Annotated in this window: 12 protein-coding genes; 8 read left to right on the top strand and 4 right to left on the bottom strand. The window is 66.3% G+C overall.

The window, feature by feature from the left end:
* Window position 1: 1 nt before the first annotated feature.
* Window positions 2–679: an endonuclease/exonuclease/phosphatase family protein gene (locus PUN71_RS05390; RefSeq protein WP_277797602.1), complete on the bottom strand. Its 678-nt coding sequence runs from the start codon at window positions 677–679 to the stop codon at window positions 2–4.
* Between the two features lie 160 nt (window positions 680–839).
* On the opposite strand from PUN71_RS05390, the gene PUN71_RS05385 reads away from it, so the two are divergent.
* From PUN71_RS05385 to PUN71_RS05370, 4 genes are all read left to right on the top strand, one after another.
* Window positions 840–1,643: a thioesterase family protein gene (locus tag PUN71_RS05385; RefSeq protein WP_277797601.1), complete on the top strand. Its 804-nt coding sequence runs from the start codon at window positions 840–842 to the stop codon at window positions 1,641–1,643.
* Between the two features lie 129 nt (window positions 1,644–1,772).
* Window positions 1,773–2,312, top strand: coding sequence for a PadR family transcriptional regulator (locus PUN71_RS05380; protein WP_277797600.1), 540 nt, complete (start codon window positions 1,773–1,775; stop codon window positions 2,310–2,312).
* Between the two features lie 5 nt (window positions 2,313–2,317).
* Window positions 2,318–4,030: an ABC1 kinase family protein gene (locus PUN71_RS05375; RefSeq protein WP_277797599.1), complete on the top strand. Its 1,713-nt coding sequence runs from the start codon at window positions 2,318–2,320 to the stop codon at window positions 4,028–4,030.
* A 102-nt stretch (window positions 4,031–4,132) separates the two neighbouring features.
* Window positions 4,133–4,882 (top strand): lipoate--protein ligase family protein, encoded by a 750-nt coding sequence (locus tag PUN71_RS05370; protein ID WP_277797598.1) that lies wholly within the window; start codon window positions 4,133–4,135, stop codon window positions 4,880–4,882.
* Between the two features lie 66 nt (window positions 4,883–4,948).
* On the opposite strand, the gene PUN71_RS05365 is transcribed toward PUN71_RS05370, so the two are convergent.
* A complete protein-coding gene (locus PUN71_RS05365) occupies window positions 4,949–5,206 on the bottom strand; it encodes a mycoredoxin (RefSeq protein ID WP_043454512.1) in 258 nt (85 codons plus the stop codon).
* Window positions 5,207–5,339: 133 nt separating this feature from the next.
* On the opposite strand from PUN71_RS05365, the gene PUN71_RS05360 reads away from it, so the two are divergent.
* Window positions 5,340–6,101 (top strand): SOS response-associated peptidase, encoded by a 762-nt coding sequence (locus tag PUN71_RS05360; RefSeq protein ID WP_277797597.1) that lies wholly within the window; start codon window positions 5,340–5,342, stop codon window positions 6,099–6,101.
* A 26-nt stretch (window positions 6,102–6,127) separates the two neighbouring features.
* On the opposite strand, the gene PUN71_RS05355 is transcribed toward PUN71_RS05360, so the two are convergent.
* A complete protein-coding gene (locus PUN71_RS05355; RefSeq protein WP_277797596.1) occupies window positions 6,128–6,550 on the bottom strand; it encodes a VOC family protein in 423 nt (140 codons plus the stop codon).
* Between the two features lie 16 nt (window positions 6,551–6,566).
* Between PUN71_RS05355 and PUN71_RS05350 the strand changes: the two genes are divergently transcribed.
* Complete coding sequence (locus PUN71_RS05350; protein ID WP_043454505.1) at window positions 6,567–6,890, top strand: chorismate mutase; 324 nt, start codon at window positions 6,567–6,569, stop codon at window positions 6,888–6,890.
* Between the two features lie 26 nt (window positions 6,891–6,916).
* Here PUN71_RS05350 and PUN71_RS05345 read toward each other — a convergent pair whose 3' ends face one another.
* Window positions 6,917–7,306: a hypothetical protein gene (locus PUN71_RS05345; protein ID WP_043454503.1), complete on the bottom strand. Its 390-nt coding sequence runs from the start codon at window positions 7,304–7,306 to the stop codon at window positions 6,917–6,919.
* Window positions 7,307–7,434: 128 nt separating this feature from the next.
* On the opposite strand from PUN71_RS05345, the gene PUN71_RS05340 reads away from it, so the two are divergent.
* Together PUN71_RS05340 and PUN71_RS05335 are read left to right on the top strand one after the other, a co-directional pair.
* Window positions 7,435–7,794: a DUF6504 family protein gene (locus tag PUN71_RS05340; RefSeq protein ID WP_277797595.1), complete on the top strand. Its 360-nt coding sequence runs from the start codon at window positions 7,435–7,437 to the stop codon at window positions 7,792–7,794.
* Window positions 7,791–11,282 carry a DNA polymerase III subunit alpha gene (locus PUN71_RS05335; RefSeq protein ID WP_277797594.1) on the top strand — a complete coding sequence of 1,164 codons (3,492 nt, stop codon included), beginning with the start codon at window positions 7,791–7,793 and terminating at the stop codon, window positions 11,280–11,282. The genes PUN71_RS05340 and PUN71_RS05335 overlap by 4 nt, the downstream gene beginning before the upstream one ends.
* The last annotated feature ends 96 nt before the right edge of the window (window positions 11,283–11,378 follow it).

Genomic DNA, 11,378 nt, shown 5'->3' with positions numbered 1-11,378 from the left:
CCTAGTAGCCTTCGCCGTACTCTGCGGTCACCAGGATGGGCAGGTGGTCCGAGTTGCCCCGCGGCAGCGTTTCAACGCTCGCGATGTCCAGGCCCAGCGAGGTGGCAAAGTCGAAGTGGCCCTTGAAGACCTTGTAGCGGGTGTAGGTGCGCCGGTTGCTCAGCGACAGGGCATACCCCGAGTTCTTCATGTGCATATCAAGGTTCTTGGTGAAGAACGGATAGTTGAAGTCGCCCACCATCAGGGTCATCAGACCCTTGCCCATGCTCAGCAGCTCGGCATGGGCCGCATGGATCTGCTTGCGCCGCAACGAGTTCGATGCCGTCAGCGGGGCGGCGTGGAAGGAGCCGATCACCAGCTCGTGCTGCGTCTCGTTGTCCATAACCCTGGTGCCGATGAGGCGCTCGTGCGCCGGCGCCAGGACCCGGTCGTGCATCGATTTCTTCAGTGCGAAGGACTGCGTGTCCAGGGCCGTGAACCGGCTGGTGCGGTAATAGATGGCAAGCCCCAGCCGGTTGCCTTTCGTGGCGTCGGCCAGGTGCAGGGGCCCCAGGGTCTCGGGAAGGTCGCTGGAATCCACCTCCTGCAGGCACAGCGCATCGATGTCATGGTTCCGTGCCAGGGCGAGGAGCTCGCCGCTGGCCTTGTGCTTGCGGAGGTTATAGCTGATGACGCGCATAAAACACCTCGTTCGAGGTTGCTGACAGGACCAGTTCCTGAGTCTAGTCCGATTGCCCCCCGCAGCTTCCAACATTTCATCAGCCGCCGCAGCGCGCCGCCCGCAGGCACCGCGGGATAGAGTTAGTGACAATTCACTGACTTTCCGTAAGGGGCCAGCCTTGACTGCAGACCTGCCCGAACTAGCCGACGGCAACTTCTACTACCAGGACCTTGGCGGCGGCCGCTTCCGGTCCACCATCCACGCCCAGGGGGCATGGAACGTCCACGAACAGCACATGGCACCGGCATCAGGGCTGATGGCCGACGTCCTGGAGCGGCACGAACCGCGGGATGACATGCGGATGGCCCGGATCAGCTATGAGATCCTGGGCCTGATCCCGGGCGGAGAATTCCGGATCGACACCACCACGCTGCGGCCCGGCCGCACCATTGAACTGGTGCAGGCCGAGCTTGTTGCCGGCGGGCGGACGGCAATCCGGGCCTCAGGGTGGCGCATGCTGACCAGTGACACGGCTGCCGTGGCCGCCGTCGAAGATGCTGCCATCCCCGGCCCGGACGAATGCAAGCCCTACGATGGCTCGGCTGTCTGGCCCGGAGGCTACATCCGCTCGCTCGAAATGAGGGTGGCCGAAGGGCACAGGCCCGGCGCCGGGAAAGTCTGGCTCCGCACCGACCATCCCCTGACCGATCACGCGGACAGCAGCGACTTCGCCCGGCTCATGGGACTGGTCGACACAGCCAATGGCATCGCCGCCCGCGTCCCTCCGGGCCAGGGGAGCTATGCGTTCCCCAACCTGGACCTGCAGGTCCACATGTACCGCAGGCCCGAGGGGGAATGGCTGGGGCTGGACAACGCGGTGTCGTTCGGCCGCGACGGAATTGGGCTGACGTCCACGGTGCTGCACGACAGGCAGGGGCCCTTCGGGCGGGCCGAACAGATCCTGACCCTGCGCCGGACCTGAGCAAACCCGCCTGCGCCCGGCGGAGTGGCCGCCTGCATCCATGACCGGCGGTGCCGCCGCAGCTGTGGTGGCCGCATGTATCGCTGAGTATCGTTGTATATCGTTCACGATTTGACGAAGGAGTCCATCATGCGTGCTTCATCACCCGCCGGCGGGTACGGCGGAAGCAGCCTGGACGGCATGTGGCAGGCGGTCGAGGAGTTGCGTTCGCGCATCGACCGGCGGATGGGAAGCCGGGCCGGGAAAGGCGAAGTCCGGGCGGCCGTGCTTGCCCTGCTCGCGGAGCGGCCCATGCACGGCTACCAGATCATCCGCGAGATCGAGGAGCGCAGCGGCGGCAGCTGGAAACCTAGCGCCGGGTCGGTCTATCCCACCCTGCAGCTGCTGGCCGATGAGGGATCCATCAGCGCCGAGGAATCGAACGGCCGCAAGATCTACTCGCTGACGGAGGCCGGCCGCGAGGAGGCCGCGGCCCGGCACGGCGCTGCCCCCTGGGATCCGGCAGCTGCCGCGTCCGGCGGGGTCACCTCCCTTCCGAGGGCCGGGATGGAGCTGGCCCAGGCGGCGGCACAGGTTGGCCGCACCGGGTCCGCCGGGCAGGTGCAGCAGGCGGTGGCGGTACTGGACGAGGCCCGGCGCCGGCTGTACGCCATCCTCGCCCAGGACTGACGCGGGTGGCGTCCACAGTCCAGGAGGGTTTAGCCCCGCAGCTTCCCGCGCGGGAGCACGCCGGACGCTACCGGCGGATCCTGCGCTTCGCAGCCTGGAACCTCGCCTCGACGTGGTGGTTTGAGCTGTTCCTGCCCCGCATTGGACTGGGCCGGATCGCCGCCCGGACACGCTCCACGCGGATGCGCCGCTTTGCGCGGCGCTTCCACGACCTGGCGGTGGAACTTGGCGGCCTGATGATCAAGGTGGGCCAGTTCCTGTCCTCCAGGCTCGACGTCCTGCCCCCGGAGATCACCAAGGAGCTCGAAGGACTGCAGGATGAGGTACCGCCGGTGGCATTTCCCGCCATCTCCGCCCTTGCAGCAAGGGAACTTGGCACACCACTGGCCCGTGTCTTCGAATCCGTGGACGAGGCGCCGATCGCGGCAGCATCGCTGGGGCAGGCACACCGGGCACGGCTCAACCCCGTGGACGCCGGCGACACCGGACTCCACGCCGTGGTCCTCAAGGTCCAGCGGCCGGGCATCGGGGCGATTGTCGACGTCGACCTCGCTGCCCTCCGCCGGGTGGCGGGCTGGCTCAGCCACGTCCGGCTCGTCTCCCGGCGCGCCGACATGCCCGCCCTGGTGGAGGAATTCGCCCAGACCAGCCTGGCGGAAATCGACTACCTCCACGAAGCCGTCAACGCCGAGCGCTTCGCCGCGGACTTCGCCGGCGACAGCCGGGTGGCGGTACCGGACGTTGTCTGGGAACGCACCACCCGCCGGGTGCTGACCCTCGAGGACGTCACGGCCATCAAAATCACCGACGTCAAGGGCCTGCGTGCTGCCGGCATCGACCCCGCAACGGTCGCCCCGGTGTTTGCGTCCATCATGTTCGACCAGCTCTTCACCAACGGGTTCTTCCACGCCGACCCCCATCCCGGGAACATCTTCGTCACCCCGCAGCCCGCCGGCATGGGCGATCTGCCGTGGAAGCTGACCTTCATCGACTTCGGCATGATGGGCGAAGTAACGGCCGGCACGCGCACCGGGCTGCGGAAGCTGCTGATTGCCGCCGCCGCCCGCGACGGCAAGGGACTCGTTGCGGCGATCAACGACGTCGGCGTGCTGATGCCCTCCGCTGACAGTGTGGCCCTGGAGCGTGCCATGACGCAGCTCTTTGCCCGCTTCGGTGGCATGGGCTTCGCCGAACTGCGCGAGGTTGATCCGAGGGAGTTCCGTGACTTTGCCGTGGAGTTCGGTGACGTGGTCCGGTCGCTGCCGTTCCAGCTGCCGGAGAACTTCCTGCTGATCATCCGCGCCATGTCCCTGACCTCGGGTGTGTGCAGCGCCTTGGACGAACGCTTCAACCTCTGGGATTCCGTGGAGCCCTATGCCGCGCAGCTGCTGCGGGATGAACGCGGCAACCTGCTCCAGGACGCGGCCCGGCAGGCCGTCGAGGCCGCCGGCACCGCACTGCGTCTTCCCGGCCGGCTGGACGCCCTGGCAGGGCGCCTGGAGGAGGGATCGCTGCAGGTGGCCGTTCCCCGCCTGGAACGGCAGGCCGCACGCCTGGACCGTGCCGTGCGCCGCACCGCCTCGGGCGTGGTGTTCGGTGCCCTGCTGGTTGCAGGGGCCATCGTCCGCTCCGACGACCTGCCGCTGGGCAGCGTGCTGATGGCCGGGTCGGCGGTTCCGCTGCTGCACGCCCTCTGGGTGGGGCGCCGGGGGCGTTAAGGCCGGTGCCGCCGTCGGGCGTAACCTAAGGAGGGCCTGCCCGGACCGCAAGCCATCGAACCTGTCGGAACCGCCGACACCTAGCCAGGGAGCTTCGCCACAATGCACCACACCGGTACTGGACTTCGCACGCTCACGGTGGTGCGCCAGGACGTGTCCCTCGGCGCTGGCCGCGACCTGAAGTTCGGCCTCGAGCTGCTCGCCCGGGCAAGGAACGGCGGCATCGGCCCCACCCTCCGGCTCTACCGGCCCGCTCCCACCGTGGCCTTCGGGCAGCGGGATACGAGGCTGCCGGGCTTCGAGGCAGCTGCCCAGGCCTGCCGCGACAACGGCTTCGAGCCCCTGGTTCGGCGGGCGGGGGGACGTGCCGCGGCCTACCACCAGGGCACGCTGGTGGTGGACCACATCGAACCAGACGCGGACGCCGTCGCAGGGTCCAAGGCACGTTTCGGGTACTTCGGCGGGCTCTTCGCCCAGGCGCTGCGAAGTGTTGGGGTGCAGGCCGCAGTGGGCGAAATCCCCGGTGAGTACTGTCCCGGCGAATACAGCGTGCATGGAACGGATCCGGCGGACAGTTCCCGCCGGGTGAAACTGGTGGGAACCGCCCAGCGGGTGGTCTCCGGCGGCTGGCTATTCAGCTCCGTGATCGTGGTGGAGGATTCCGCCCCGATCCGCAAGGTCCTCACCGACAGCTACGCGGCACTGGGACTGGACTGGGACCCCGCCACCGCCGGCGCCGCCAATGACCTGGTGCCGGGACTCGGAGTGGACGCTGTGGAGCAGGCCCTGCTGCAAACGTATGCGGGCCATGCCTCCCTGGAAACTGCTTCCTTCAGCAGCCTGGGGGCATGACCCGCAGCTAATTCAGCCGGTACCGGCCGGCGCGGCATGTCCACTGCGGCCCGGCCGGACGTCCGGCTAGGCGGCCAGGCGGCTCTTCACCTCGGCGGCCGACGGGTTGGTGGCGGCGGATCCGTCCGGGAAGAGCACCGTCGGGACGGTGCGGTTTCCGCCGTTGAGCTGCTCCACGAGTTCCGCGGTGCCGTCCACCTCTTCGATGTTGATTTCCGTGTAGCCGATGCCCTGCGCATCCAGCTGCTTCTTGAGCCGGTTGCAGTAGCCGCACCAGGTGGTGGAAAACATGGTGATGGTGCCGGATTCGGGAGTGAAGTCCACAGGGATCTCCTAAACGTCGCTTGAAAGGTTTCCTTACGGTCAACGGTAGCGCGGCCGGCGGTATTCCCCGGTGCCGAACAGGCCCGGGCGCGGCCGGATGACAGTTTATGGCGCGCCCTGGCAAGCTGGTGCCATGTGTGGACGCTACGTAATGGCACGCGCCGTGGGGGACCTGCTGGCCGAATTCGATGCCGGCCTGGAGGACGAGGTCAGCCTTCCGCCGTCCTGGAACGTGGCACCCACCGATGCCGTCCCCATCGTGCTGGAACGCATCATCGGGGACGGCGCCGCGGCCCGGCAGGTACGCCAGCTGCACGTGGCGCGCTGGGGCCTGGTCCCGTCCTGGGCCAGGGATCCCGGAATCGGTTCGCGCATGATCAACGCCCGCAGCGAATCCGTGCTGGAGAAACCGGCCTTCAGGAAGGCCGTGCAGTCCCGGCGCTGCGCCGTCCCTGCTGACGGCTACTACGAATGGAAACAGGGCCCGGGAAAATCAAAGCAGCCCTACTATGTGCACCCGGGCCCGGGCCGGAGCCTGGCGTTCGCCGGCCTCTATGAATGGTGGAAGGACCCCTCGGTTCCGGACGGGGAGCCCGGCCGCTGGCTGCTCTCCACATCCATCCTCACGGCGGACACCCCGCCGCCGGGCAGTGAACACGGAATTTTCGGCAAGCTCACCGAACTCCATGACCGCGTGCCGCTGCCCATGGACAAGGCCACGACGGACGCATGGCTGGACCCGCAGGCCTGCGACCCCGCGGCGCTGGTGGACCTGGTGCGGTCAGGAGTGCAGGAAGCCGCCGCCGGGTGGCAGGTGGAATCCGTGGGCCGGGACGTCGGCAATGTCCGCAACAACGGCCCGGAACTGATCCGCCCGGTGCAAACACTGTTCTAGCAGCCGCCCGCCAAGGCCCCGCGACGCTACACGGTGACCGTGCCGTCGTCGTCCACTGTCCAGGAGGGGTTGTAGGCAACCTCCCAGCGGAACCCGTCGGGATCGGCGAAGTACCCGGTGTAGCCTCCCCACGGCTGGGTGACGGGTTCGGCAATAACGGTTGCTCCTGCGGCCGCGGCCTCTTCCATCACCCGGTCCACGTCGGCCGCGCTGGGCTGGTTATGGCTCAGGGTAATGCGGGGGACGCCGCCAGGAGGGCTGACCCCGGCCTCCGCCTGCATCTGGCGGACATCCCACAGGGAAAGCACCAGGCCGTGGTTCACCTGGATGAACAGCACTTCGCCGGCCACTTCGCGGTGGACCGGCCACCCCAGGCCGTCAATATAGAAGGCCCGCGACTCCTGGACACTGCGGACACCGAGGGAGATAAAGTCGACTCTGGGCTCCATGCTTCGATACTGTCAGATGATGGCGACAATTCAAGGAAACGATAGGGATGCCCGGGCCGACAAGGAACAGCTCGCTGCCGTTCGCGTTGCCGTTGATGAGGTGGATGAACAGATTGTCACCCTCATTGCCCGCCGCGAACGGCTGATCAGGATCGCCGGAACCCTCAAGGGTGATGACGCCGAGGTACGGGCGCCCGGCCGCGTGGAGCGCATCATCGAGCACGTGCGCTCCGCGGCCGAGAAAAAGGACATCGACCCGGATATCGTCGAATCAACCTACCGGGCAATGATCTCCGGATTCATTGAACTTGAACTGAAGATCCACAAAGAAAACAGCTGACCAGCCGCGCCGGGGGTGGAGGAGCCTTAGATGGCTTCCTCCACCGGCACCCCGTGCTGGAATTCCCGGCCGTCCGCCTCGCTGAAGGCTGACAGGACGTGCCCCTGCCCGAGCCCGTTCAGGGCAGTGAGCGGAAAGCTGCCGGTAATGCTGTTCTCCGAGTGTGATACTCCGGACAGGTCGTAGTCTTCCTCGATTCCCTGGTCCCGGTTGAACGAGTAGCAGGCAATGGCCTCCCCGTTCATGAACTCAATGCACAGCCGCCGCTGCAGTGAATAGTCCGGCGAGGCACCCATTAAACCCACTACATAGGCGCCGGAATCCGGAATGGCGCCGTCTATGTCGAACTGTGCCACGAGGGTGGAGTCCTCGGTCTTGATGCTGGCCTGCTTCAGGAGCGCGTCATCGGTACTCATGCCAACATCCTGCTCCCTGCCGGACGCCCCGTCCACCCCCGCCTATGTTTTGCTGGCCGCCCGGCGTAAACTGGTTTTATTCGAACACTTATTCGAATGAGCAGAGGAAATCACCGTCGGGAGGCGCCATGGGCATGTTCAGCGAGTCCGTGGACGTGATGTGTTCCACCGAAGGGCAGCCTGAATCCCTGACCTGGCAGGGCAGGGCCTACACCGTCTGTGCCGAACCTGTCCGCTGGTACGAACGCCGGCAGTGGTGGGCCGAAGACAGCCGGGCTCCGCTCGGAAGCGGGCAGGGTGTGGTGGACCACGAAATCTGGCGCGTCCAGGTTCTTCCCGCCAAGGCCCGGCGTGTGCCGGCACCCGGGCCGGCAGTCGAAGAGCCCCTCACCCTTGACCTGACCCGCCATCTCCGCAGCGGCCGCTGGCGGCTGCTGCGGATACATGATGCCCTCCGCCCTGTCCGGCGCGACCACAGAACAGCATGAGCTTCACCCACCTCCACGTCTCCACTGCATTCAGCGCCCACTACGGAGTCTCCTGGCCTGAAGAACTGGCCAGTGCAGCTGCCGCCGACGGCGCCACCGCCCTGGGCTGTACCGACCGTGACGGGCTATACGGCACCATCAAGCACCTCAAGGCCTGCATGGCTGCGGGCATCGACCCCATCGTCGGGGTGGACCTGGCAGTATTTGACGACGACGGCGACCACCGCACCCAGCTTGCCGGCAGGGTGGTGGTACTTGCACGCGGGCACAACAACGGGGCCGGGTACCGTGCGCTGTGCCGCCTGGTCTCCGATGCCCACGCCAGGACCTCCGGTAAAGCCGGGGGAGCGGTACCCGTGGCGGTGACCAGGGCCGAACTCGCATCCCGGACCCTCGACCCCCAAACCCTCAAGCCAGTCCTGACCGTCCTGCTCGGTCCCGATTCCGACGTCGGCCGGGCCATGGGCGGCCGGCGCTACCTCCGTCCCCGAACCCTGTTCAAGCAATGGCTGGATGCCATGCCCGCCGGGACAGTCGTGGCCGAAATCGTCTCCCAGCTCAGCGCGCCGGGGTCGCCTTTCAGCACAGCCCATGCTGTCCGTATGTTGAGGCTTGCCGAGGAACACCACGTCCCCGCCATCCTTACCAACGCCGTGCGGTACTGCGCCGCCGACGGCGCCCCCACCGCCGATGTTCTGGACTCTGCCCGCACTTTGAAATCCCTCCCGGAACTGGCAGGTGAGCCGCTCCTGCAACCCACCGGCCAGGGGTGGCTGAAGACCGGGGACCAGATGCTGGGCCTGGGAAGGGAAATCATTTCGGCTGCCGGTTACGGTGCCGCCGACCTCAGGCAGCTGATGGCGCAGACGGAAGCGCTCGCCGATCTGTGCCGGATCGATCCCGCCACGGACATGGGCTGGAAGCAGCCTGTTGTGCCGGAGGCATCAGTCATAGGCATCAGCCAGGATCCGCACATTGAGCTCATCCAGCGCTGCCAGGCCGGAATCGGCAGGCGGTTTCCGGGGATGGCAGGCAAACCGGAGCAGGACATGCTGGCCCGGCTTGACCACGAGCTTCGCATCATCCGGAACCTCGGGTTCTCCTCCTACTTCCTGACCGTGGCGGAAGTATCCAGGATGATCCAGGACATGGGCGTCAGGGCCGCCGCCAGGGGATCCGGGGCATCCAGCCTGGTCAACTACCTGATCGAGGTCAGCCATGTGAACCCCCTCCAGCATGACCTGATCTTTGAACGGTTTCTCTCCAATGACCGTGCCACGCTCCCGGACATTGACATCGACGTCGAAAGCGCGGAACGCCACAACGTCTACCGCAGGATTTTCGAGCGTTTCGGCCGCGAGCGGGTCACCCTGATGAGCATGCAGAACGGGTACCGGGCGCGGGGAGCTGTGCGTGATGCCGGACTGGCCCTGGGCATGGACGACGGCGAGGTGGGGGAGATCGCCAAGCAGTTGTGGCGGTTTTCGGCCCGGAAGTTCCGTGAAGCGCTGCAGGAAAAACCCGAGCTTCGGGAGTTTGCCGGCCGGGTGGAACAGCGCGATGCCGACGGAAACCAACAGCTCGACCTGCTGGTGGACCTGACCGAGCGGCTGGACCGGCTGCCCCGCCACATCTCCATGCATCCGTGCGGCGTGATCCTGGGCGACGCCACCCTCCTGGACCGCACTCCCGTCCAGCCAAGCGGCCTCGGACTGCCCATGAGCCAGTTCGATAAACATGACATGGACCCCATGGGCATGCTCAAACTCGATGTCCTGGGTGTCCGCATGCAAAGTGCCATGGCCTTTGCCGTCAGGGAGATCATCCGCATCCACCCCACCAAAAAGGACGTCGTCGCGGCAGGCCACCACCCGCAAGGGCCTGACGGTTCAGGCCCCGACTACATCGCCGCCGATGGGCGGATTGACCTCAACGCCGTTCCCCTCGACGATGAAGCCACCTATGAACTGATCAGAAGCACGCACACGCTTGGTTGCTTCCAGATTGAATCCCCGGGCCAACGTGAGCTGATCGGCAAAATGGCCCCCCGGGAGTTCAACGACCTCATCATCGATATTTCCCTCTTCCGTCCGGGCCCCATGAAATCGGACATGGTGCGCCCCTTCCTGGAACACCGGCACGGATTCGCCCCAGAGGTCTATCCCCACCCTGACCTCAAACCGGTGCTGAAGGAAACCCACGGTGTCACCGTGTTCCATGAACAGATTCTGAAGACCCTGGACATCATGACCGGCTGCGGACTGGCCAAGGCCGACGAATTCCGCAGGGCTTTGAGCAGCGAAGCCGGCGAAGCCCAGGTGGAGGAATATTTCCGGCGCCACGCCAAAGCCAAGGGATACACCCCTGAGGTGGTGGACAAGGTCTGGGGAACGCTGAAGTCTTTTGCGAGTTTCGGCTTCTGCAAAGCCCATGGTGCCGCTTTCGCCGTTCCCACCTACCAGTCAGCCTGGCTGAAGACCCACCACCCCGAGGCCTTCCTGGCCGGCCTGTGGGAGCACGACCCCGGTATGTACCCCAAGCGCCTGCTGGTGGCCGAAGCCCGAAGGCTTGGCATCCCCATCCTTCCCCTGGACATCAACAGGAGCAAGGCCGAATACCGGGTGGAGCGGGTCGAGTCAGGCAAGGATGCCGGAAGGCTGGGGATCAGGCTTAGCCTGAACGGCATCTATGGGTTGTCCGCGGCAGAATTGAAGCGGATCGTGGCCGGCCAGCCATTCGACTCCCTGGCAGACCTCCGGGCGCGCTCGCGGCTCAGCAGGCCAAGCATCCGCCGCCTGGCGCAGCTGGGTGCCTTCGATTCCCTGCACCGCGAAGCCGGGGGTACGGCCAACCGTGCAGACCTGGTCCAGCACCTGCAGCAGCTGCAGTCCTCCACTGGGGCGCGCAAAGGTACAGATGTGGTGGAGGGGCAACTGTCCCTGCCCCTGGGGGACATTGAACTGCGCAACCTCAAGCCAGGTCTTCCCGCCCCCACCCTGGTGGAAAACGTCCGGGCCGAACTGGACCTGATGGCAGTGGACGTCAGCACCCACCTCATGGACAGCCACCGTCCCCTGCTCGAACGGCTGGGCGTCACCACGGCGGACAAGCTCCTCAGCCTCCGGAACGGCACAGAAGTCCTGGTGGCGGGGGTTCGGGTGGCCACCCAGACTCCACCGATGAGGGGCGGCCGGAGGGTGGTGTTCATCAGCATCGACGACGGCACCGGCTGCGTCGATTCCGTCTTTTTCCATGAAGCCCAGGAAAGTGCCGGGCCGCTCCTGTTTGGCACACGGCTGCTCCTGATCCGGGGCACCACCCGCAGGACCGGCCCGCGGGGCATCAGCATCAGCGCAAGCATGGCGTGGGACCTTGCCAGGCCGGAGACCCTGCCCTTCCCGGAGCCCGGCACACCGGTCCCGGGTGACGGCCCGCACCCGCTGGACGGCATCAGCAGGACACTCGCCATCACCGGCTTTAACGGGTAACCCGGCCGTGTGCCGCGTTGGTCGGCCCTTACCCGAACCGATAGCATTGACGGTGGCTGGCTGTGGTCCCCGTATGCCACAAGCTATGAAGCCTAA

The organism is Arthrobacter sp. NQ7, from assembly GCF_029581595.2.
Taxonomy (GTDB): domain Bacteria; phylum Actinomycetota; class Actinomycetes; order Actinomycetales; family Micrococcaceae; genus Arthrobacter; species Arthrobacter phenanthrenivorans_B.
The sequence above is the reverse complement of the archived record's forward strand: the minus strand, read 5'-3'. Positions and strand labels throughout refer to the sequence as shown.